General features: G+C 73.3%; 22 protein-coding genes and 1 pseudogene. 17 read left to right on the top strand and 6 right to left on the bottom strand.

From position 1 onward, the window contains the following. Positions 1-192: 192 nt before the first annotated feature. Entirely contained in the window at positions 193-1,425 is a 1,233-nt protein-coding gene (gene hemW, locus ACGRHY_RS18730) for a radical SAM family heme chaperone HemW (protein WP_394636466.1), read from the bottom strand. 70 nt (positions 1,426-1,495) lie between these two features. After that, positions 1,496-2,365: a DUF3097 domain-containing protein gene (locus ACGRHY_RS18735; RefSeq protein WP_394636467.1), complete on the bottom strand. Its 870-nt coding sequence runs from the start codon at positions 2,363-2,365 to the stop codon at positions 1,496-1,498. A gap of 131 nt (positions 2,366-2,496) precedes the next feature. Here ACGRHY_RS18735 and ACGRHY_RS18740 point away from each other — a divergent pair, with 131 nt between their 5' ends. After that, entirely contained in the window at positions 2,497-3,111 is a 615-nt protein-coding gene (locus tag ACGRHY_RS18740; protein ID WP_394636468.1) for an RNA-guided endonuclease InsQ/TnpB family protein, read from the top strand. A gap of 31 nt (positions 3,112-3,142) precedes the next feature. Here the strand turns inward: ACGRHY_RS18740 and ACGRHY_RS18745 are convergent, their stop codons facing one another. Further along, positions 3,143-3,856 (bottom strand): MBL fold metallo-hydrolase, encoded by a 714-nt coding sequence (locus ACGRHY_RS18745; RefSeq protein WP_394636469.1) that lies wholly within the window; start codon positions 3,854-3,856, stop codon positions 3,143-3,145. 192 nt (positions 3,857-4,048) lie between these two features. On the opposite strand from ACGRHY_RS18745, the gene hrcA reads away from it, so the two are divergent. From hrcA to ACGRHY_RS18825, 16 genes and pseudogenes are all read left to right on the top strand, one after another. Further along, positions 4,049-5,065 (top strand): heat-inducible transcriptional repressor HrcA, encoded by a 1,017-nt coding sequence (gene hrcA / locus ACGRHY_RS18750; RefSeq protein WP_394636470.1) that lies wholly within the window; start codon positions 4,049-4,051, stop codon positions 5,063-5,065. Further along, entirely contained in the window at positions 5,066-6,193 is a 1,128-nt protein-coding gene (gene dnaJ / locus ACGRHY_RS18755; protein WP_394636471.1) for a molecular chaperone DnaJ, read from the top strand. Positions 6,194-6,308: 115 nt separating this feature from the next. Continuing rightward, positions 6,309-7,058 (top strand): 16S rRNA (uracil(1498)-N(3))-methyltransferase, encoded by a 750-nt coding sequence (locus ACGRHY_RS18760; RefSeq protein WP_394636472.1) that lies wholly within the window; start codon positions 6,309-6,311, stop codon positions 7,056-7,058. A gap of 77 nt (positions 7,059-7,135) precedes the next feature. Then, the gene (locus tag ACGRHY_RS18765) at positions 7,136-7,510 is read left to right on the top strand and encodes a histidine triad nucleotide-binding protein (RefSeq protein ID WP_394636473.1); all 375 of its coding nucleotides are present in this window, start codon (positions 7,136-7,138) and stop codon (positions 7,508-7,510) included. Positions 7,511-7,515: 5 nt separating this feature from the next. Beyond that, positions 7,516-8,421, top strand: a complete 906-nt coding sequence (locus tag ACGRHY_RS18770; protein WP_394636474.1) for a ribonuclease Z — start codon at positions 7,516-7,518, stop codon at positions 8,419-8,421. Between the two features lie 242 nt (positions 8,422-8,663). After that, positions 8,664-9,958: pseudogene (locus ACGRHY_RS18775) on the top strand (enolase C-terminal domain-like protein). A 53-nt stretch (positions 9,959-10,011) separates the two neighbouring features. Then, on the top strand, positions 10,012-11,082 hold the full coding sequence (locus tag ACGRHY_RS18780; RefSeq protein WP_394636475.1) for a PfkB family carbohydrate kinase: 1,071 nt from the start codon (positions 10,012-10,014) through the stop codon (positions 11,080-11,082). 195 nt (positions 11,083-11,277) lie between these two features. Further along, positions 11,278-12,306: a PhoH family protein gene (locus ACGRHY_RS18785; RefSeq protein ID WP_394636476.1), complete on the top strand. Its 1,029-nt coding sequence runs from the start codon at positions 11,278-11,280 to the stop codon at positions 12,304-12,306. Between the two features lie 21 nt (positions 12,307-12,327). Then, positions 12,328-12,825, top strand: coding sequence for an rRNA maturation RNase YbeY (gene ybeY / locus ACGRHY_RS18790; protein ID WP_394636477.1), 498 nt, complete (start codon positions 12,328-12,330; stop codon positions 12,823-12,825). Next, the gene (locus ACGRHY_RS18795; protein WP_394636478.1) at positions 12,822-14,192 is read left to right on the top strand and encodes a hemolysin family protein; all 1,371 of its coding nucleotides are present in this window, start codon (positions 12,822-12,824) and stop codon (positions 14,190-14,192) included. The genes ybeY and ACGRHY_RS18795 overlap by 4 nt, the downstream gene beginning before the upstream one ends. 99 nt (positions 14,193-14,291) lie before the next feature. Then, on the top strand, positions 14,292-14,657 hold the full coding sequence (locus ACGRHY_RS18800; RefSeq protein ID WP_394636479.1) for a cytidine deaminase: 366 nt from the start codon (positions 14,292-14,294) through the stop codon (positions 14,655-14,657). A 63-nt stretch (positions 14,658-14,720) separates the two neighbouring features. Further along, positions 14,721-15,692: a GTPase Era gene (gene era, locus ACGRHY_RS18805; protein ID WP_394636480.1), complete on the top strand. Its 972-nt coding sequence runs from the start codon at positions 14,721-14,723 to the stop codon at positions 15,690-15,692. A 329-nt stretch (positions 15,693-16,021) separates the two neighbouring features. Further along, positions 16,022-17,788, top strand: a complete 1,767-nt coding sequence (gene leuA / locus ACGRHY_RS18810; RefSeq protein ID WP_394636481.1) for a 2-isopropylmalate synthase — start codon at positions 16,022-16,024, stop codon at positions 17,786-17,788. Between the two features lie 325 nt (positions 17,789-18,113). Next, positions 18,114-18,776 carry a tellurite resistance TerB family protein gene (locus tag ACGRHY_RS18815; RefSeq protein WP_394636482.1) on the top strand — a complete coding sequence of 221 codons (663 nt, stop codon included), beginning with the start codon at positions 18,114-18,116 and terminating at the stop codon, positions 18,774-18,776. A 69-nt stretch (positions 18,777-18,845) separates the two neighbouring features. Further along, entirely contained in the window at positions 18,846-19,595 is a 750-nt protein-coding gene (recO, locus tag ACGRHY_RS18820; RefSeq protein WP_394636483.1) for a DNA repair protein RecO, read from the top strand. A 90-nt stretch (positions 19,596-19,685) separates the two neighbouring features. Further along, positions 19,686-20,516 carry an isoprenyl transferase gene (locus ACGRHY_RS18825; protein ID WP_394636484.1) on the top strand — a complete coding sequence of 277 codons (831 nt, stop codon included), beginning with the start codon at positions 19,686-19,688 and terminating at the stop codon, positions 20,514-20,516. Between the two features lie 85 nt (positions 20,517-20,601). Here ACGRHY_RS18825 and ACGRHY_RS18830 read toward each other — a convergent pair whose 3' ends face one another. From ACGRHY_RS18830 to ACGRHY_RS18840, 3 genes are all read right to left on the bottom strand, one after another. After that, entirely contained in the window at positions 20,602-21,027 is a 426-nt protein-coding gene (locus ACGRHY_RS18830) for a Fur family transcriptional regulator (RefSeq protein ID WP_394638115.1), read from the bottom strand. 127 nt (positions 21,028-21,154) lie between these two features. After that, complete coding sequence (locus ACGRHY_RS18835) at positions 21,155-22,072, bottom strand: metal ABC transporter permease (RefSeq protein WP_394638116.1); 918 nt, start codon at positions 22,070-22,072, stop codon at positions 21,155-21,157. After that, complete coding sequence (locus tag ACGRHY_RS18840; RefSeq protein WP_394636485.1) at positions 22,072-22,872, bottom strand: metal ABC transporter ATP-binding protein; 801 nt, start codon at positions 22,870-22,872, stop codon at positions 22,072-22,074. The genes ACGRHY_RS18835 and ACGRHY_RS18840 overlap by 1 nt, the downstream gene beginning before the upstream one ends. Between the last annotated feature and the right edge of the window lie 6 nt (positions 22,873-22,878).

A 22,878-nucleotide genomic window follows, 5' to 3' on the forward strand; every position in this document is an offset into this window, starting at 1 on the left:
CCTCTGTGGGTGGCGGCGGCCGTCCTCCTCCTCGCGGCCCTCCTCGCGCTCGTGCGCGACATTCGTGCCGCCCGCCGGGCGGCCGGCCCGGGAGAGGCAGGGTGGTGGGCGGGAGAGGCAGGGTGGTGGGCGGGAGAGGCAGGGTGGTGGGCGGGAGACGGGCTGAGGCGGATCGGCCGGCTCCCGGGCCGCTCAGTCCACCAACTCGCGGACCACCGCGTCGGCCAGCAGCCGGCCGCGCAGGGTCAGCGCCGCGCGTCCGCGCTCGTACGCCTCCGGGCGCAGCAGCCCGCCCGCCAGCGCCCGCTCGGCGGCGCGCGCCCCGGCCGGGGCCAGGACGTCCAGCGGTACGCCGTCCACCAGCCGCAGTTCCAGCAGGATCCGCTCCACGCGCCGGGCCCCGTCGTCCAGCACCTCGCGGCCCACGCCCGGTGAACGGCCCTCGGCGAGCGCCTGGGCGTACGTGCCGGGGTGCTTGGCGTTCCACCAGCGCACCCCGCCGACGTGGCTGTGCGCCCCCGGACCGGCGCCCCACCAGTCGGCGCCCGTCCAGTACAGCTCGTTGTGGCGGCAGCGGGCGGCCCGCGTCACCGCCCAGTTCGACACCTCGTACCAGTCGAGACCGGCCGCCGACAGCGTCTCCTCGGCGATCAGGTAGCGGTCGGCGTGCACGTCGTCGTCCGTCATCGGCACCTCGCCGCGCCGGATGCGGGAGGCCAGCCGCGTGCCGTCCTCCACGATCAGCGCGTACGCCGAGACGTGGTCGGGCCCGGCTCCGAGAGCGGCCTCCAGCGAGGCCCGCCAGTCGTCGTCGCTCTCGCCCGGGGTGCCGTAGATCAGGTCCAGGTTGACGTGCTCGAAGCCCGCCGCGCGGGCCTCGGCCACACACGCCTCGGGGCGGCCCGGGGTGTGGGTGCGGTCCAGCACGGCCAGCACGTGGCGCCGGGCGCTCTGCATGCCGAAGGAGATCCGGTTGAAGCCCGTCTCGCGCAGTTCGGCCAGGTACGCCGGGCCGACGGACTCCGGATTGGCCTCCGTGGTGATCTCGGCGCCTTCCGCCAGCCCGAACTCCTCGCGGATCACGGCCAGCATCCGCCCCAGGTCGGCGGCGGGCAGCAGAGTGGGGGTGCCGCCGCCGACGAAGACCGTCTCCACCGGCCGGGGGTCGTCGCCGAGTGTCTTGCGGGCCAGCCGCACCTCCTCGGCCAGCGTCCGCGCGTAGTTCTCCCGCGAGGCGAGCGCGCCTTCGGAGCCGCGCAGCTCGCTCGCGGTGTAGGTGTTGAAGTCGCAGTAGCCGCAGCGCGTCGCGCAGTACGGCACGTGCAGGTAGAAGCCGAGGGGGCGCCGCGCCGCGTCCGCCAGGGCGTGCGCGGGCAGGGAACCGTCGGCGGGGACGGGCTCGCCGTCGGGCAGTGCGGAAGGCATGGGATCCATTCTCCCGCACCCGCCCCGCACCCGCCCCGGACCGAGTCAAGCACGGGGGCCCGGGGCCGGCTCACGGGCCGGCGGGCCCGCCCGCCGGCCCGCCCACCGTGACGTGGTCGATCAGCCGCTCGACCGGGCCGAGCAGTCCCGGCTCCAGGTCCCTGTAGTCGCGTACGCTCCCCAGGATCCGCTTCCACGCCGCGCCGGTGTTCTCCGGCCAGCCCAGCGCCCGGCACACCCCCGTCTTCCAGTCCTGGCCGCGCGGCACCCGGGGCCAGGCGTCGATGCCCAGCGCGGACGGCTTCACCGCCTCCCAGACGTCGATGTACGGGTGGCCGACGACCAGCACGTTCTCGCCGGTGACCCGATCGGCGATCCGGGACTCCTTGGAGCCGGGCACCAGGTGGTCCACCAGCACTCCCAGCCGGGCCCCGGGGGTGGGACCGAAGGCCTCCACGACCGCCGGGAGGTCGTCCACGCCCTCCAGGTACTCCACGACCACGCCCTCGATCCGCAGGTCGTCGCCCCAGACCTTCTCCACCAGCTCCGCGTCGTGGCGCCCCTCGACGTAGATGCGCCCCGCCCGCGCCACCCGTGCTCGGGCGCCCGGCACCGCCACCGAACCCGATGCCGTGCGCCGGGGCGCCTCCGGGGCGGGCGGGGCGACCGCCCGCGGCCGGACTAGGGTGACGGTCTTACCCTCCAGCAGGAAGCCGCGCGGCTCCATCGGGAAGACCCGGTGCTTGCCGAAGCGGTCCTCCAGCGTGACGGTGAACCCCTGCGCCGTCTTCTCGCAGCGCACCACGGCCCCGCAGAAGCCGGTCGTGACCTCCTCCACCACCAGATCCGGCTCGGCGGGCACCTCGGGCGCGGGCCTGTGATTCCCCGGGGTCCGCTTCCACGGCGGGGTCATGTCGGGGTCGTACCGTCTGCTGCGCATGCGGTCATTGTGTCTCTCCTCGTGGACACCCCGGCCTTCAGGCCGGGGTGGGGGTGCCCCCGCTTGCGGGGGAGAAACGAAGCCCCCGCGGGGCAGGGCAGGGAAAGCCGGTTCGCCGCCAGGGTGGACCGGTGTGCACCGGCCACCGGCCGACCCCCGGCACTTACCAGGGCTCTTGCGGAAAGCCCGGCGTTGTCGCACGCCAGCACGCCAAGGTGGCGGACCGGCGCCGGGACTGGCACCACAAGGCATCCACACAGATCATTCGCGACGACCAGGCGGCGTACGTGGAAGACCTCGCGGTGTCCGGCCCGGGACGCACCCGTCTTGCCAAGTCCGTGCACGACGCGGGATGGTCCGCGTTCGTCGGCATGCTGGAGTACAAGGCGGCTCTGCACGGCCGCACCTTCGCCAAGGCGGACCGGGCCTTTCCCTTCTCGCGGGTCTGCTCGGCCTGCGGATTCGGGGACGGCCCCAAGCCCCTCCACGTCCGGCGGTGGACGTGCAGCCGGTGCGGCACAGTGCACGACCGGGACCACAACGCAGCCCGCGATGTCCTCTTCGAAGGACGCCGAATCGTCACCGCCGGACGGGCGGAGACACCAAACGCCTGTGGAGCGCCGGTAAGACGGGCACACGTGCCCGCACAGCGCGGTGAAGCAGGAAGCCTCCGGAAGGGTCGGACGACCCGGGCCGGAATCCCTGGACTTTGGGCCAGGGAGCACGTCAAGCGATCCCCACCGTGAAACCCGAGGCGGAACCCCTCCGCGGTACCCGTCACACGGTGCCGAAGCGCTCCGCCAGCGCGTCGCGCTGGGCGCGGACGAAGGCGGCGTCCACCACCGCCCCGTGTCCCGGCACGTACCGCGCCTCCTCGCCGCCCAGGTAGAGCAGCCGGTCCAGCGCGGCCGGCCAGTGGACGGGGTGGGAGTCCGGGCCCGCCTGCGGCGCGCCGGACTCCTCCACCAGATCGCCGCAGAAGACCACGTCCGGTCCGCCGAGGACGCCGGGGACCACGACGGCCAGGTCGTGGGCGGTGTGCGCCGGGCCGACGTTCGCCAGGAGCGCCTCCCGGCCGCCCAGCGGGACGGTCAGCTCGCCGGCCACCCGGTGGTGCGGGTGGACGAGCACGTCGACCGCCTCGGCCGCCTCCTCCGGGTCCACACCGTGCCGTACGGCGTCCTCGCGCAGCCCGTCCTTCGAGTGCGCCAGCAGGTCCTCGATCCCCACCGCCCCGTAGACCTCCACCCCGGCGAAGGCCGAGGCGCCCAGGACGTGGTCGAAGTGCGGATGGGTCAGCGCCACATGGGTCACCGGCAGCCCGAAGCGCTCGTGCAGGTACCGCCGGACGCGCGCGCCGTCACCCAGCGTCGCGCCCGTGTCGACCACCAGCACCCCCGACTCCCCCGCGACGGCCCCGACCGTCTCGTCCCAGCCGGGCATGCGGCGGCGTACGACTCCAGGCGACAGCTCTTCCCAATCCGTCTCCATACCGCGACGCTAGCGCCATCACGCGGGCGGTGCCCGCCGGGATGTGGTGCGGATCGCCCTCCCGGTCGGCGCCCGCCCTTGCCCTGGCCGTGGTCACCGGCCGTACACTGGCACAGGGCGACTGGCACTCACCGGCTGAGAGTGCCAGGAAAGAGGACCGGGAAGAGACGGCCGGACGGGAGGTGCGCCCAGATGCTCAGCGAACGCAGACTCGAAGTCCTGCGCGCCATCGTCCAGGACTACGTGGGCACACAGGAGCCGGTGGGGTCCAAGGCGCTGACCGAGCGGCACAATCTCCAGGTCTCCCCGGCCACCGTGCGCAACGACATGGCGGCCCTGGAGGACGAGGGGTACATCGCACAGCCGCACACCAGCGCGGGCCGTGTCCCCACCGACAGGGGGTACCGCCTGTTCGTCGACAAGCTGGCGGGCGTCAAGCCGCTGTCCAAGCCGGAGCGCCGGGCGATCCAGAACTTCCTGGAGGACGCCGTCGACCTCGACGACGTCGTCAGCCGCACCGTGCGGCTGCTGGCCCAGCTCACCCGCCAGGTCGCCGTCGTCCAGTACCCCTCGCTGACCCGCTCGACCGTCCGCCACGTCGAGCTGCTGCTTCTGGCCCCCGCGCGTCTGATGCTCGTACTGATCACGGACACCGGGCGGGTCGAGCAGCGCATGGTGGACTGCCCGGCCCCCATCTCGGAGTCGTCCCTGGCCGATCTGCGCGCCCGGCTCAACAGCCGGGTGGTCGGCGAGCGCTTCTCGGAGGTGCCCGGGCTGGTGCAGGATCTGCCGGAGTCCTTCGACCAGGAGGACCGCGGCACGGTGTCGACCGTGCTCGCCACCCTTCTGGAGACGCTGGTGGAGGAGACCGAGGAGCGGCTGATGATCGGCGGCACCGCCAATCTCACCCACTTCGTGCACGACTTCCCGCTGACCATCCGGCCGGTGCTGGAAGCTCTGGAGGAGCAGGTCGTCCTGCTCAAACTGCTGGGGGAGGCGAAGGATCCGGGCATGACGGTGCGAATCGGCCATGAGAATGCTCACGAGGGGCTGACTTCAACGTCGGTCGTCTCGGTCGGTTACGGTTCGGGAGACGAGGCGGTCGCCAAGCTCGGTGTGGTCGGGCCGACCCGCATGGACTACCCCGGAACGATGGGAGCGGTACGCGCAGTGGCACGTTACGTCGGACAGATTCTCGCGGAGTCGTAAGTGGCAACCGACTACTACGCGGTCCTGGGCGTGCAGCGCGATGCCTCGCAGGACGAGATCAAGAAGGCCTTCCGCCGGCTCGCGCGCGAACTGCACCCTGACGTCAACCCGGACCCGAAGACGCAGGAGCGGTTCAAGGAGATCAACACCGCCTACGAGGTGCTCTCCGACCCGCAGAAGAAGCAGATGTACGACCTCGGCGGCGACCCCACGGGCGGCGCGGGCCGGGGCGGCGGCTTCGGCGGGGGATTCGGGAACTTCTCCGACATCATGGACGCCTTCTTCGGCGCCGCCTCCCAGCGCGGGCCGAGGTCCCGTACCCGGCGTGGCCAGGACGCCATGATCCGGCTCGACATCGAGCTGGACGAGGCGGCCTTCGGCACCACCAAGGACATCCAGGTGGACACGGCGGTCGTCTGCACCACGTGCAGCGGCGAGGGGGCGGCCCCGGGTACCTCCGCGCAGACGTGCGACATGTGCCGCGGCCGCGGCGAGGTCTCGCAGGTCACCCGGTCCTTCCTGGGCCAGGTCATGACCTCGCGCCCCTGCCCGCAGTGCCAGGGCTTCGGCACGGTCGTGCCCACCCCCTGCCCGGAGTGCGCCGGCGACGGCCGGGTGCGCTCGCGGCGCAACCTGACGGTGAAGATCCCCGCCGGCGTCGACAACGGCACCCGCATCCAGCTCGCCGGCGAGGGCGAGGTCGGCCCGGGCGGCGGCCCGGCGGGCGACCTGTACGTCGAGATCCACGAGGCGCCGCACCCGGTCTTCCAGCGGCGCGGCGACGACCTGCACTGCACGGTCACCATCCCCATGACGGCGGCGTCGCTGGGTACCAAGGTCCCGCTGGAGACGCTGGACGGCCTGGAGGAGGTCGACATCCGGCCCGGCACCCAGTCCGGCCAGTCGATCCCGCTCCACCAGCGCGGCGTGACGCATCTGCGCGGTGGCGGTCGCGGCGACCTGATCGTCCATGTGGAGGTCCAGACGCCGAACAAGCTGGACCCGGAGCAGGAGGAGCTGCTGCGCCGCCTGGCCAAGCTGCGGGGCGAGGAGCGGCCGACGGGCCAGTTCCAGCCGGGACAGCAGGGGCTGTTCTCGCGGCTGAAGGATGCGTTCAACGGTCGTTGAGGCGGGGCGGCCGGGGGTCCGGGGGTCGCCCCCGGCGGGCGTGGCAGGATGCCGTCATGCCCACCGAGCTGATCACCCCGGCCGCCCGGCCGGGGCACCACGCCTGGCGGCCCGCGTGACCGCCCCGGTCTTCCTGGCCGAGACCGCCGTCCTGGCCGGTGCCGCTCCCGGCGCCGTGCTGACGCTGGAGGGACCCGAGGGCCGGCACGCCGTCGCGGTGCGACGGCTGCGCGCCGGCGAGGAGATCGTCCTCACCGACGGTGCGGGCGCCGGGGCCTTCGGCACCGTGGCGGCCGTCGAGGGGAAGGACCGGCTGGAGGTCGCCGTCGCCGGGGTGCGCACCGAGCCGGAGCCGCGCCCGCGGATCACCGTCGTCCAGGCCCTGCCCAAGGGCGACCGCGGCGAGCTGGCCGTGGAGACGATGACGGAGACGGGCGTGGACGCGATCGTGCCCTGGGCCGCGTCGCGCTGCGTCACGCGGTGGCGGGGCGAGCGCGGGCAGAAGGCGCTGCGCAAGTGGCGTTCCACCGCGCGAGAGGCCGGCAAGCAGTCGCGCAGGCTGCGCTTCCCGGAGGTCGCCGAGCCGGCCACCACCCGGCAGTTGCTCCCGCTGCTGTCGTCCGCCGCCTTCGCCGCGGTCCTCCACGAGGAGGGCTCACGTCCGCTGGCGACCGCCGAACTGCCCGCCGAGGGCGAGCTGGTGCTCGTCGTCGGCCCGGAGGGCGGGGTCGACCCGGAGGAGCTGGACGCCTTCGCGCAGGCGGGCGCGGGCCCGTACCGGCTGGGCCCGAGCGTGCTGCGCACCTCCACGGCTGGTACGGCGGCGGCGGCGCTGCTGCTGGGACGTACCGGCCGCTGGTCCTGATCACCCGCGTCGCGGGCGGGGTACGATCGGCGCTGCGTGACCACCGACCGACCCACCTCACAGCGGGAGGCGCCACCGTGGCGGAGGAACCGCAGGCGGACTGCCTGTTCTGCAAGATCGTCGCGGGGGACGTCCCGGCGACGATCGTCCACGAGACAGACACCACGCTCGCCTTCCGGGACATCAACCCGCAGGCGCCCACCCATGTGCTGGTCATCCCCAAGGAGCACCACCCCGACGCCGCCGCGCTGGCCGCCGCCGCCCCGCAGCTTGCCGCCGACGTGCTGCGCGCGGCGGGCGAGGTCGCCGAGCAGGAGAACATCGCCCCGCCCGGGGGCGCCGCCGTCGGTTACCGGATCGTCTTCAACACCGGCGCGGGCGCCGGGCAGACCGTCTGGCACGCGCATGCCCACGTCCTCGGCGGACGCGGCCTGAACTGGCCCCCCGGGTAAGCCCGTTGTCCGTACGCGAACTGGTCGTGCTGGGCACCGCCAGCCAGGTGCCCACCCGCCGGCGCAACCACAACGGCTACGTACTGCGCTGGGACGGCGAGGCGCTGCTGTTCGACCCCGGGGAGGGCACCCAGCGCCAGATGCTCCGCGCGGGCGTGGCCGCCCACGACCTCACCCGGCTGTGCGTCACCCACTTCCACGGCGACCACAGCCTGGGGCTGGCCGGGGTCATCCAGCGCATCAACCTCGACCGGGTGCCGCACCCGGTCACGGCGCACTACCCGGCGAGCGGGCAGCGCTTCTTCGACCGCCTGCGGTACGCCACCGCCTACCGGGAGACGGCCGAGCTGCGCGAGGAGCCGGTCGCCGCCGACGGCACGCTGGCCGCCACCGCGGCGTACACGCTCCAGGCGCGGCGCCTGTCCCATCCGGTGGAGTCCTACGGCTACCGCCTGGCCGAGCCCGACGGGCGCCGGATGCTGCCCGGGCGGCTCGCCGCCCACGGCATCCACGGCCCGGACGTCGGCCGTATCCAGCGCGAGGGCGAGCTGCGCGGGGTAACCCTCGACGAGGTGAGCGAGACCCGCCCCGGGCAGTGCTTCGCCTTCGTGATGGACACCCGGCTGTGCGACGGCGTGTACGCGCTCGCCGAGGGCTGCGACATGCTGGTCATCGAGGCCACCTTCCTCGACGAGGAGGAGGCCCTGGCGCGGGAGTACGGCCACCTCACCGCGGGCCAGGCGGCCTCCGCCGCGGCGCGGTCGGGGGTGCGGCACCTGGTGCTCACGCACTTCTCGCAGCGTTACGACGACCCGGCCCGGTTCGCCGCCCAGGCCCGGGAGGCGGGGTTCACCGGGGAGCTGACCGTGGCCGAGGACCTGACGCGGGTGCCGCTGCCCCGGCGGCGCTGACCACCGCCCACGCCGCCCCGCCCACGCCGCCCCGCGCGCGCCCTCTCCGCGCACGTCCCCTCCGCGACCGCGCCCGCGCGCGCCCGCTTCCGGAAGCGTACGGGCACCCTTGACGCCCTCCTCCGCCGTGCCTAGTCTCCGTCTCCGTACGTGGGCGGAGTTCACGTAGGAGAACAGGCCGGTGGTGGGGCGGCCCCGGCCCCGGAAGCCCGCCGTCGGCCCCGACCCGACAGGAGTCGCCGGTGAAGGACCTGACCATCGCCGAGGTGCGCCTGACCCCGATCCTCGTCGCCGACCCGCCCCTGCTCAACACCCAGGGCGTCCACCAGCCGCACACCCCGCGCCTGATCGTCGAGGTGGTCACGGCCGGCGGCGTCACCGGGGTCGGGGAGACCTGCGGCGACACCAAGTACCTGGAGCCGGCACGCTCCTTCGCCCGGCGGCTGCCCGGACACCCGGTCAGCGACCTGAACGGGCTGCTCGCCCTCGCCGGCGGAATCCCCCTGGGCGGCCACCGGACGGACGGCTCGGTGGACGTCGGCGGGCTGCGCGGCGTCCAGACCGCCGGCAAGCTGCGGCTGTCCGTCGTCTCCGGCTTCGAGGTGGCCTGTCTGGACGCCCTGGGCAAGACACTGCTGATGCTGGCGCTGCCCGGCTCGGCGGGAGGGTGCGCGACCGGGTCGAGTACAGCGCCCACCTGTTCTACCGCTGGGCCGCACACCCCGGTGGCGCGGCGGACGGGAGCGACGACTGGGGCGCGGCCTTCGACCCGGCCGGGATCGTCGCCCAGGCCCGCCGTTTCGCGGCCGACCACGGCTTCGGCTCCTTCAAGCTCAAGGGCGGGGTCTTCCCGCCCGGGGAGGAGACCGCCGCCGTCCGGGCGCTCGCCGAGGCCTTACCCGGCAGTCCCCTGCGCCTGGACCCCAACGGCGCCTGGTCGGTGGAGACCTCGCTGAAGGTCGCGGAAGAACTGCGCGACGTGCTGGAGTACCTGGAGGACCCGACCGCCGGCACGCCCGCGATGGCCGAGGTCGCCGCACGGGCCGGAGGGCTGCCGCTGGCCACCAACATGTGCGTGACCACCTTCCCGGAGATCGCCGGGGCGTTCACCGCCGGCGCCGTCCAGGTGCTGCTCAGCGACCACCACTACTGGGGAGGGCTGCGCAGCACCCAGCAACTGGCCGCGGTCTGCCGCGCCTTCGGCGTCGGGGTGTCCATGCACTCCAACACCCACCTGGGCGTCAGCCTCGCCGCCATGACCCATGTCGCCGCCACCGTCCCCGGCCTGGGGCACGCCTGCGACACCCACTACCCCTGGCAGACCGAGGACGTGCTCACCGAGCGCATCGCCTTCCGCGAGGGCGCCGTCGCCGTCCCCGACGCCCCCGGCCTGGGCGTCACCCTCGACCGCGACCGCCTCGGTGCCCTCCACCGCCGCTGGCTGGCCGACGACGGCTCGATGCGCGACCGGGACGACGCCGCCGCCATGCGCCGGGCCGACCCGGACTGGAGAGCCCCCTCCGTACCGCGCTGGTGACGCCGTCCGCAACCCGCCGGTGGCCTTCCGCGCCGATCGTGCACACTGGCCGCATGCTCGACCCGCTCGCCGCGCTCCGCACCCCCGACGACCCGCCCTGCGATGTCTATCTGACCGGGACGGTCTTCCTGGACATCATCTTCACGGGCCTGGACTCGGCGCCGGTGCGCGGCACCGAGTCCTGGGCGCGGGGCATGGGGTCGAGCCCCGGCGGCGTCGCCAACATGGCCACCGCCCTGGCCCGGCTCGGCCTGCGCACCTCGCTCGCCGCCGCCTTCGGCGACGACATGTACGGCGAGTACTGCTGGGAGGCGCTGGAGAAGGGCGAGGGCATCGACCTGTCGCTGTCGCGCACCGCGCCCGGCTGGCACTCGCCGGTCACCGTCTCGATGGCCTACGAGGGCGAGCGGACGATGGTCTCCCACGGGCACGAGGCCCCCCGGCCCGAGGAGCCCGCCCCCGGCGACCCGCCCGCCGCCCGCGCCTGCGTCGCCCCCCTCCAGCCCGGCAGGCGACAGGAGTGGATCGCACGGGCGGCCCGGGCCGGCAGCCGGGTCTTCGCCGACGTCGGCTGGGACGAGACCGGCCGCTGGGACCCGGAGGACCTCGCCGACCTGGAGCACTGCGAGGCGTTCCTGCCCAACGCCGGGGAGGCGATGGGCTACACCCGCACCGACTGCCCCCGCGCCGCCGCACGCCGCCTCGCGGACCGGGTGCCGCTGGCGGTGGTGACGATGGGGGCCGAGGGCGCCGTCGCAGTGGACGGCGCCACGGGCGAGACCGCCGAGGTGCCCGCCATCTCGGTGGGGACGCTGGACCCCACCGGCGCCGGTGACGTGTTCGTGGCGGGCTTCGTCACCGGCACCCTGGCGGGCTGGCCGCTGGCCGACCGGCTGGCCTTCGCGGGGCTCACCGCCGCCCTGTCGGTGCAGGAGTTCGGCGGCTCGCTGTCCGCGCCGGGCTGGGTCGAGATCGCCGCCTGGTGGCAGCGCGTGCGCGACTTCGACGAGCAGGATCCGGCCGCCCTGAGCCGCTACGGCTTCCTGGACGCCCTGCTGCCCGGCTGCGCCCGGCCGTGGCCGCTGCGCCGCGCGGTGCCGACCATCGGTTTCCGCAGGCCGTGACCCGCCCCGCGCCGGCGGTGACCCGTCCCCGAGCCGCCCGTGAGCCTTCCGCGGCGCCCGGGCGCGGGGCCGGGCATACAAATCGCTACTGACCTGTCAGCGCCACGTCGTACCCTGGAAGTCCAGGCGCGCGGCGCAGACAGACCGGCGACACAGCAGCGACAGAGAGGGACGCGCAGGCCACAGAGCCGGCCCATGACTCAGACACAGACGGACCAGGCACGGTCCAACCAAGCGAGTGCCCGTTTCACCGTTCCGGCCAAGCACCCGATGGTGACGGTGCTGGGTTCCGGCGACTCCCTCCTGCGCGTGATCGAGAAGGCCTTCCCGTCGACGGACATCCACGTCCGCGGGAACGAGATCACCGCGACCGGCGAGGCGGCGGAGGTCGAACTCGTCCAGCGGCTGTTCGACGAGATGATGCTGGTGCTGCGCACCGGCCAGCCGCTGACGGAGGACGCGGTGGAACGATCGATCGCCATGCTCCGCGACGCGGACAGCGGCGCCGACGAGACACCGGCCGAGGTGCTCACGCAGAACATCCTGTCCAACCGCGGCCGCACGATCCGCCCCAAGACGCTCAACCAGAAGCGCTACGTGGACGCGATCGACAAGCACACCGTCGTCTTCGGCATCGGCCCGGCGGGCACCGGCAAGACCTACCTCGCCATGGCCAAGGCGGTGCAGGCCCTGCAGTCCAAGCAGGTCACCCGCATCATCCTGACCCGGCCCGCCGTCGAGGCGGGGGAGCGGCTGGGCTTCCTGCCCGGCACCCTCTACGAGAAGATCGACCCGTATCTGCGGCCGCTGTACGACGCGCTGCACGACATGCTCGACCCCGACTCGATCCCGCGCCTGATGGCCGCCGGGACGATCGAGGTCGCGCCGCTGGCGTACATGCGCGGCCGGACGCTCAACGACGCCTTCATCATCCTGGACGAGGCGCAGAACACCAATCCCGAGCAGATGAAGATGTTCCTCACCCGGCTCGGCTTCGACTCCAAGATCGTGATCACCGGCGACGTCACCCAGGTCGACCTGCCCGGCGGCACCAGAAGCGGCCTGCGCCAGGTGCAGGAGATCCTCGAGGGCGTGGACGACGTCCACTTCTCCCGGCTCACCAGCACCGACGTCGTGCGGCACAAGCTGGTCGGCCGTATTGTCGACGCCTACCAGCGCTACGACGACAGCCACGGAACCACCGACGGCAGTGACCGAAAGTAACGGAAAGCAACCGCCACCCACATGTCGATCGACGTCAACAACGAGTCCGGCCGCGGGATCGACGAGCGGGCGATCCTCGACATCGCCCGCTACGCCCTCGCCCGGATGCGCATCCACCCGCTGTCGGAGCTGTCGGTGATCGCCGTCGACACCGACGCCATGGAGCAGCTCCACAAACAGTGGATGGACCTCCCCGGCCCGACCGACGTGATGTCCTTCCCCATGGACGAGCTGCGCCCGCCCCCCAAGGACGAGGACGAGCCGCCGCAGGGCCTCCTCGGCGACATCGTGCTCTGCCCCGACGTCGCCGAGAAGCAGGGCGCCGACGCCCCGACGAAGCACTCCATGGACGAGGAGCTCCAGATGCTCACCGTCCACGGGGTGCTCCACCTGCTCGGCTACGACCACGAGACACCCGGCGAGCGGACCGAGATGTTCGGCCTCCAGGCTGCGATCGTCGACGGCTGGCGCGCCGAGCGCGGCCTGGAAGGGCCCTCCCCGGCCCCGACGACGACATGAGCGCCCCGCTGATCGCCGCGGCGGCCCTGCTGGTCGGCCTCGCCTGGCTGGCGGCCTGCGCCGAGGCCGGCCTGGCCAGCACCACCAGCTACCGGGCCGAGGAGGCCGTACGCTCCGGGCGGCGCGGCGGAGGCAAACTGGCCGCCGTCGCCGCAGACCCCACCCGTTACCTCAACCTCGCCCTGCTGCTGCGGGTGGCCGCCGAGATGTCGGCCGGAGTCCTGGTCACCTACGGCTTCCTGCACACCTTCGACAGCACCTGGCAGGCACTGGCCGCCGCCGGCGGTGTGATGGTGCTCGTCTCCTACGTCGCCGTCGGCGTCTCGCCGCGCACCATCGGCCGCCAGCACCCCCTGAACACCGCCACGGCCGCCGCGTACGTGCTGCTGCCGCTCGCCCGCGTGCTCGGCCCGCTGCCGCAGTTGCTCATCCTCCTGGGCAACGCCCTGACCCCGGGCAAGGGCTTCCGCAAGGGCCCGTTCGCCACCGAGGCCGAACTGCGGGCCATGGTGGACCTGGCCGGGCGGGAGGCGCTGATCGAGGACGAGGAGCGCCGCATGGTGCACTCGGTCTTCGAACTGGGCGACACCCTGGTGCGCGAGGTGATGGTGCCGCGCACCGAGCTGGTCTCCATCGAGCGGTTCAAGACCATCCGCCAGGCGCTCACCCTGGCTCTGCGCTCGGGCTTCTCCCGTATCCCGGTGACCGGCGAGAACGAGGACGACATCGTCGGCATCGTCTACCTCAAGGACCTCTCCCGGAAGGTCCACATCAACCGCGAGACCGAGAACGACCTGGTCTCCACGGCCATGCGGTCGGCCGTCTTCGTCCCCGACACCAAGAACGCCGGCGACCTGCTGCGCGAGATGCAGAAGGACCGCAACCACGTCGCCGTCGTGATCGACGAGTACGGCGGCACCGCCGGGATCGTCACCATCGAGGACATCCTGGAGGAGATCGTCGGCGAGATCACCGACGAGTACGACCGGGAGCTGCCACCCGTCGAGGACCTGGGCGGCGGCCGCCACCGGGTCACCGCCCGCCTGGACCTGGGCGACCTGGGCGAGCTGTACGGCCTGGACCTGGAGGACGAGGACGTGGAGACGGTCGGCGGGCTGCTGGCCAAGCTCCTGGGCCGCGTCCCCATCGCGGGCGCCACGGCGACGGTGGAGGTGCCCGAGGGGCGCGGTGAGCACCGCGGCGGCCACCACGCGGACCACCGGGGCGAGCCGGCGCTGCGCGGCCTTCGGCTGACCGCCGAGTCCCCGGCCGGCCGCCGCAACCGCATCGTCACGGTCCTGGTCGAGCCGGTCCGCGCCCCCGCGCCGGAGCCGGAGGACGAGGCGGCGGCCGAGGCCGGCGGCTGACGGCCGGAGAGCGGCCGCCGCAAGAGGGCGCGGGCAGCCGGGAGGGGACGGCAGGGCGCCCGTTCCCGGTCCGGGCCGCCCTCCGCGCGGTGAGCACATATGCTCACCCGCATGAGCGAAGCCGCCGACCTGGATCCCGAAGACCGCAAGATCGTCACCCTCGCGCGCAGCGCGCGGGCCCGCAACGCCGTGCCCGATGGGGCGGCCGTACGCGACGAGACCGGGCGCACGTACGTGGCCGGAACCGTCGCCCTGAAGTCGCTCCGGCTGAGCGCGCTGCAGACGGCCGTCGCGATGGCGGTGGCGTCCGGGGCCAAGTCCCTGGAGGCCGCCGCCGTGGTCTCCGAGGCGCCCGCCGTGCCCTCCGCCGATCTCGCCGCCGTCCACGACCTGGGTGGCCCGGCCACCCCGGTGCTGCTCGTCGGCCCCGACGGCACGGTCCGCTCCACCGTCACCGCGGGCTGAACCGCCGGGCGGGAGGCAGGGGGCGAGACGGCCGGTACCGGGGCACCCCGCGGATCGGGGAGAATGGCCACCATGAGCGACCGTTCCCTCTCCTCCCGGCCCGAGCAGCAGGCGGAGTCCGCGCCGCACCGCGCGGGCTTCGCCTGCTTCGTCGGCCGCCCCAACGCGGGCAAGTCGACCCTCACCAACGCCCTGGTGGGAACGAAGGTCGCGATCACCTCCAACCGTCCGCAGACCACCCGCCACACCGTGCGCGGCATCGTCCACCGACCCGACGCGCAACTCGTCCTGGTGGACACCCCCGGTCTGCACAAGCCGCGCACCCTGCTGGGCGAGCGCCTCAACGACGTGGTGCGCACCACCTGGGCCGAGGTCGACGTGATCGGCTTCTGCCTGCCGGCCGACCAGCGGATCGGCCCCGGCGACCGCTTCATCGCGGGGGAGCTGGCGGCCCTGAAGCGCACCCCGAAGGTCGCGATCGTCACCAAGACCGATCTGGTGGACTCCGGGGCACTGGCCGAGCAGCTCGTCGCCGTCGACCGGCTCGGCAAGGAACTGGGCACCGAGTGGGCCGAGATCGTCCCCGTCTCCGCCACCGCGGGCGACCAGGTGGGCCTGCTGGCCGATCTGCTCGTCCCCCTCCTGCCCGAGGGCCCGCAGCTGTACCCGGACGGCGACCTCACCGACGAGCCCGAGCAGGTCATGGTCGCCGAGCTCATCCGCGAGGCGGCGCTGGAAGGGGTGCGCGACGAGCTGCCGCACTCCATCGCCGTGGTGGTCGAGGAGATGACGCCGCGCGAGGGACGCCCGGCGGACCGGCCGCTGCTGGACGTCCACGCCAACGTCTTCATCGAGCGCCCCAGCCAGAAGGGCATCGTCATCGGCCCCAAGGGCGGCCGGCTCAAGGAGGTCGGGACCAAGTCCCGCAAGCAGATCGAGGCGCTGCTGGGCACCCCCGTCTACCTCGACCTGCACGTCAAGGTCGCCAAGGACTGGCAGCGCGACCCCAAGCAGCTTCGCAGGCTCGGTTTCTAGGGCCCGGCTCCCAGGGCCCGGCTCCCAGGGCCCGGCTTCCAGGGAACGGCTTCCGCGGACCGGCCCCCGTGCCCCGCGACGGCGGGAGGCGGGGGCCGGCTCCGTGCTCACCCATGTGGGTTCTCGCATACTGATACGCACCGCCACGCACCGTCCGCCTCGGTTACGCTGACTCGCATCATGCGTTTTGGGCTGCTTCTCCTTAGCTGCCGCGGCGAGGGCCTGTAGTCATACGGCCGACCCCCTCCCCGCGGAGTTCGGTGATGCCGTCGTCGGCCCCTTCGGAAAGCGTTTCGAAGCCCATCGCCCTCCACAGGAGCCCAGTCCACATGAGCAGTGATCCCTCCCGCGCAGGCCGCCCCACGCCCATCACCGCCGCCACGGTGACCCAGAAGCCGTCGGGCATGCCGATCCACCGCTACCGCGGCTACGAGGCCGTCGAGCTGCCCGACCGCGCCTGGCCCGACAACCGGATCACCAAGGCCCCCCGCTGGCTGTCCACCGACCTGCGCGACGGCAACCAGGCGCTGATCGACCCGATGTCGCCCGCACGCAAGCGCGAGATGTTCGACCTGCTGGTCCGCATGGGCTACAAGGAGATCGAGGTCGGCTTCCCCTCCTCCGGCCAGACCGACTTCGACTTCGTGCGCTCCATCATCGAAGAGGGCGCCGTCCCCGAGGACGTGACGATCTCGGTGCTGACCCAGGCCCGCGAGGACCTGATCGAGCGCACCGTGCAGTCCCTGGCCGGCGCCCACCGGGCCACGGTCCACCTGTACAACGCCACCGCCCCGGTCTTCCGCCGCGTGGTCTTCCGCGGCTCCAGGGACGACATCCGGCAGATCGCCGTGGACGGCACCCGCCTGGTGGTCGAGTACGCCGAGAAGCTGCTGGGCGACGAGACCGTCTTCGGCTACCAGTACAGCCCGGAGATCTTCACCGACACCGAGCTGGACTTCGCCCTGGAGGTCTGCGAGTCGGTCATGGACGTCTGGCAGCCCGAGGAGGGCCGCGAGATCATCCTGAACCTGCCCGCCACCGTCGAGCGCTCCACGCCCTCCACCCACGCCGACCGCTTCGAGTGGATGTCGCGGAACCTGTCGCGGCGCGGGTTCGTCTGCCTGTCCACCCACCCGCACAACGACCGCGGCACCGCCGTGGCCGCCGCCGAGCTGGCCGTGATGGCCGGCGCGGACCGGGTGGAGGGCTGCCTGTTCGGGCAGGGCGAGCGCACCGGCAACGTGGACCTGGTCACGCTGGGGATGAACCTGTTCAGCCAGGGCATCGACCCGCAGATCGACTTCGGCCGGATCGACGAGATCCGCCGCACCGCCGAGTACTGCAACCAGATGGAGGTCCACCCGCGCCACCCCTATGCGGGAGACCTGGTCTACACCGCCTTCTCCGGCTCCCACCAGGACGCCATCAAGAAGGGCTTCGAGGCCATGGAGGCCGGCGCGGCCGCGGCCGGCAAGCCGGTGGAGGAGACCGAGTGGGCGGTGCCGTACCTGCCCATCGACCCCAAGGACGTCGGGCGCTCCTACGAGGCGGTCATCCGCGTCAACTCCCAGTCCGGCAAGGGTGGCGTCTCCTACGTCCTGAAGAACGACCACAAGCTGGACCTGCCACGCCGGATGCAGATCGAGTTCTCGAAGATCATCCAGGCCAGGACCGACGCCGACGGCGGCGAGATCACCCCGGCGCAGATCTGGGAGACCTTCCGCGACGAGTACCTGCCCAATCCCGACAACCCCTGGGGCCGCATCCAGGTCCGCAACGGCCAGACCACCACCGACACCGACGGCGTGGACACCCTCACCGTCGAGGCGGCCGTCGACGGCACCGACACCGTGCTGACCGGCAGCGGCAACGGCCCGATCTCCGCGTTCTTCGACGCGCTGGAGGGCATCGGCGTCGACGCCCGGCTGCTGGACTATCAGGAGCACACCATGAGCGAGGGGGCCTCCGCGCAGGCCGCCTCGTACATCGAGTGCGCCATCGACGGCAAGGTGCTGTGGGGCATCGGCATCGACCCCAACACCACCCGCGCCTCGCTGAAGGCGATCGTCTCCGCCGTCAACCGCGCCTGCCGCTGACGGCCCGGCGGCCGCGCCCTCCGCGGCGAACACCGCCCGCCCCCGCCGGACGCCCGTCCGCCGGGGGCGGGCGTCCGGCGGCCCCCGCTCCGCCCGGCCCGGCGGCTCCGGGCCTCCCCGGCGCCCCATGCTTTCGCAAAGGTTTCCGCCCGGCGCACGGACGCCGCGAGACCCTTTCCGACCTGCTCGTACGTCCTCCGGCCCGGCCCGCAAGGGCCACAAGGGGAAGAGATGGGTGACCTCCGGGGTACTGACGGCGCCTCATCGATGTGGTTAACATCACGCCCACGCGGCAATGGCGCAGGAGCGTGACGGAGGTACGGCAGTGGTGCACTCCCGGGGCCGGGACGGCCGGAGACTACGGCTGGCGGGTGTCCGCACGGCCTGGCACACGGTCGACGACGGCGAGTTCTTCTGTCCCTCCTGCGGCGGCGACCGCAACTACAGACGCCGTACCGGGCGCCGCCGCCTGGTGGTGCTCGGCCTCCCCGTGCTGCCGCGCGGTGAGGCCGGGCCCGTGCTGGAGTGCGCGGCCTGCGAGGGACACTTCGGCACCGACACCCTCGACCACCCCACCACCACCCGGCTGGGCGCCATGCTCCGCGACGCCGTGCACGCCGTCGCGCTGGCGGTGCTGACGGTGGGCGGCTGCGAGGCACGTTCGGCCCGCGAGGCGGCCGTGGAGGGGGTGCGGTCCGCCGGCTTCACCGGCTGCTCCGAGGAGCAGCTGGTCGCCCTGTTCGCGGCGGTGGGCTCCGACGGGGTCACGATGGAGATAGAGCTGCACGAGGCCCTGGCCCCGCTCGCCCCGCACCTGGCCGGGCCCGGCCGCGAGAGCCTGCTGCTGCTGGGCGCCCGTATCGCGCTCGCCGACGGCCCGTACACCCCCGGCGAGCGCAGGACGCTGGGCCTGGTCGGCCGGACCCTGCGGCTGTGCGGGGAGGAGACCGACCGTCTGCTGGACGCCGCCCGCACCACCCCTTCCTGACGCTTCCCGGCCCAGCCCCTCCCCGGTCCGTGTCCCCCGGTCGGGGGAAGGGTGGGGGACAATGGGGGAATGAGTCTGTTCCGCGACGACGGCGTGGTCCTGCGCACCCAGAAGCTGGGCGAGGCCGACCGCATCATCACGCTGCTCACGCGCGGACACGGACGGGTGCGGGCCGTGGCCCGGGGCGTGCGGCGCACCAAGTCGAAGTTCGGGGCGCGGCTGGAGCCGTTCTCCCACGTCGACATCCAGTTCTTCGCGCGCGGCAGCGATCTGGTCGGCCGCAGCCTGCCGCTGTGCACCCAGACCGAGACCATCGCGCCGTACGGGCGGAACATCGTCACCGACTACGCCCGCTACACCGCCGGGACGGCCATGCTGGAGACGGCCGAGCGGTTCACCGACCACGAGGGCGAGCCCAACGTCCAGCAGTACCTGCTGCTGATCGGCGGTCTGCGCACCCTCGCCGCCGGCGAGCACGCCCCGGCACTGGTGCTGGACGCCTTCCTGCTGCGCTCCCTGGCCGTGGGCGGCTACGCGCCCAGCTTCGAGGCGTGTGCCCAGTGCGGGCTGCCCGGCCCCAACCGGTTCTTCTCCGTCGCCGCCGGCGGGGTGGTGTGCGCCGACTGCCGCAGGCCGGGCAGCGTCGTGCCGTCCCCCGACGCGCTGCGGCTGCTGGGCGCGCTGCTGACGGGTGACTGGGCGACCGCCGACGCGGCCGAGGCGCGGCACGTGCGCGAGGGCGGCGGACTGGTGTCGGCGTATCTGCACTGGCACCTGGAGCGGGGCCTGCGCTCCCTGCGCTACGTCGAGAAGACCTGAGGGAGCCGACCGGCTACGCTCCCGGTAACCCTTCCCCGTCCTCACCCAGGCGCGGCCTTCCCGGGCCCCGCCCGACTGGAGATGAACCGCATGGCACGGCGCGGAATGCTGTCCCGGCAGCGTCGCGAGTACCTCACCCCCGAACCGCACCCCTCGGGCGCGCGTCCGCCGCGCATCCCCGCCGACCTGGTACCAGGCCACGTGGCGGTCGTGATGGACGGCAACGGGCGCTGGGCCAAGCAGCGCGGGCTGCCGCGCACCGAGGGGCACAAGGTCGGCGAGGGCGTCGTGATGGACGTGCTCAAGGGCTGCCTGGAGATGGGCGTGAAGAACCTCTCCCTGTACGCCTTCTCCACCGAGAACTGGAAGCGGTCCCCCGAGGAGGTCCGCTTCCTGATGAACTTCAACCGCGACGTCATCCGCCGCCGCCGCGACGAGATGGACGCGCTCGGCATCCGCATCCGCTGGGTCGGCCGGATGCCCAAGCTGTGGAAGTCGGTCGTCCAGGAGCTCCAGGTGGCGCAGGAGCAGACGAAGGACAACGACGCCATGACGCTGTACTTCTGCGTCAACTACGGCGGCCGGGCCGAGATCGCCGACGCGGCGGCGGCCATCGCGGCGGACGTGCGGGCCGGGCGGCTGGACCCGTCGAAGGTGAACGAGAAGACCGTCGCGAAGTACCTGTACTACCCGGACATGCCGGACGTGGACCTCTTCGTGCGGCCCTCGGGCGAGCAGCGCACCTCCAACTACCTGATATGGCAGAGCGCGTACGCCGAGATGGTCTTCCAGGACGTGCTGTGGCCGGACTTCGACCGCCGCAACCTGTGGGAGGCGTGCCTGGAGTACGCCCGCCGCGACCGCCGCTTCGGCGGCGCGGCGCCCGCCCCGCCGGAGGGGACCGTACCGCCGCAGGTCTGACGCCGCGCTCCGGACGCGCGGAGCCGGACGCGCGGCGGCCCCGGCACTCCCGGTGGGGAGTGCCGGGGCCGCCGCGCCGGAGCCGTCAGGCCTTGGCGCTCCGGGCCGCGGCGCACTCGCCGCAGGTGCCGAAGATCTCGATGGTGTGGGCCACGTCCACGAAGCCGTGCTCCGTGGCGATGGAGTCCGCCCACTTCTCCACCGCGGGCCCCTCCACCTCCACGGCCTTGCCGCAGTTGCGGCAGACCAGATGGTGGTGGTGGTCGTCGCTGCTGCACCGGCGGTAGACGGCCTCGCCCTCGTCGGTGCGCAGCACGTCCACCTCGCCGGCGTCGGCGAGCGACTGGAGCGTGCGGTAGACGGTGGTCAGGCCGACGGAGTCGCCTCGGTGCTTGAGCATGTCGTGCAGCTCCTGGGCGCTGCGGAACTCGTCGACCTCACTGAGCGCCGCCGCCACAGCGGCGCGCTGCCGGGTCGACCGGCCGCGTACGGGGGGACCTGCGGTCGCCACCATTGCCTCCTAGAGTCGGCGCTACCTCGTGTAGCTGATCGGCCATTGTGCCAGGTGCGGCGGGCGCCGCCGGGCGCACTCCGCACCGGTGGTGTCATCGGCCGCGCCGTCCGCCGACGACCATCGGTCACCGCACGACCGTAACGCCTTCCGCCGCCTCCCGGCCTCCCCCCTCCCGGTCTCCTTCCCGCTCCCCCCGTGCGGACGCCTCCTCGTCCCGCGCCCGCGCCCTCAGCCGCGCGCGGTTCAGCAGCGGGGCCGCCGCGGACAGGAGGGCGAACAGCGCGATGGCCAGCAGCACGATGGTGGCACCGGGGGGGACGTCGGCGTAGTACGAGGTGGTGGTGCCGGACACGGACACCAGCACGCCCATGCCCACCGCGAGCCCCATGGTGGTCGCGAAGCCGCGCGTGACCTGCTGGGCCGCGGCCACCGGGATCACCATCAGGGCACTCACCAGCAGCAGGCCCACCACCCGCATGGCCACGGTCACGGTGACGGCGGCGGTGACGGCCAGCAGCAGGTTGAGCAGCCGCACCGGAAGCCCGCTGACCCGGGCGAACTCCTCGTCCTGGCAGACGGCGAAAAGCTGCCGCCGCAGTCCGAAGGAGACCGCCAGGGCGAGGACCGACAGCACCACGATGGCGGTGACGTCCTCGGGCGAGACGGTCATGACCGAGCCGAAGAGCGGGGAGAGGAGATCGGCCGTGGTGCCACCCGGTGCCAGGTTGATGATCAGTACGCCGCCCGCCATGCCGCCGTAGAACAGCATGGCCAGGGCCACGTCGCCGCGCGTTCTGCCGTACCAGCGGATCAGCTCCATCGCGACCGAGCCGAGCGAGGCGACCACCACGGCCGTCCACACCGGGCTGGTGCTCAGCAGGAAGCCCAGCGCCACACCGGTGAGGGCCACGTGCCCGATTCCGTCGCCCATGATCGCCTGACGGCGCTGGACGAGGTAGATGCCGATGGCGGGGGCCGCGACGCCGACCAGCAGCGCGGAGAGCAGCGCGCGCTGCATGAAGGCGGGCTGGAGTATCTCGATCACGTCAGCAGTCCGGTTCGGGTCCGTTCGGCGGATGAGTCGGCGTGCGGATGACACGCCTGGTCGTGGAGGTGTGCGGTGCCCTCCACGCGCTCCACGCGGCCGTCGTGCAGGACGACCGTGCGGTCGATCAGCGGGGCCAGCGGGCCGAGCTCGTGCAGCACCAGCAAGACGGAGGCGCCCCCGGCGGTCTGTTCGCGCAGAGCTTCGGCCAGGACGCGCTGGCTGAGCAGGTCCACACCGGCCAGCGGTTCGTCCATGACCAGCAGCTCGGGCTCGCCGGCCAGCGCGCGGGCGATCAGCACGCGCTGGTGCTGACCGCCGGAGAGCGCGTTCACCGAGTCCCGCGCCCGGTCGGCCAGCCCGACCAGCTCCAGGGCCCGCCGTACCGCCGCCCGGTCGCCGCGTCCCAGCGGCCCCAGCCGCCTGCGGGCCAGCCGCCCGGAGGCGACGACCTCGCGCACGGTCGCGGGTACGCCTGCCGCCGCGGTCGAGCGCTGCGGTACGTAGCCCACGCGGTGCCAGTCGCGGAAGCGGCGCAGCGGTGTGCCGAACAGCTCCAGCTCGCCGCCGGAGGTCTGCACCTGGCCGACGGCGGCCCGCACCGTCGTGGACTTGCCCGAGCCGTTCGCGCCGAGCAGGGCGACGACCTCGCCCCGCCCCACGGCCAGGTCGATGCCGCGCAGCACCGGCCGCGCCCCGAGCGAGGCGGTCACGTCCCGCAGGGACAGCACCGGGGGCGCCACCGGCCGCGTGCTCCGTGGTGCCGCCCGCGCCGTGGCGGTGTGCTCGTTCGTCATGATCGG

The sequence above is a fragment of the Streptomyces shinuiensis genome (genome assembly GCF_043660855.1).
In the GTDB taxonomy this organism is placed as follows: Bacteria; Actinomycetota; Actinomycetes; order Streptomycetales; family Streptomycetaceae; genus Streptomyces.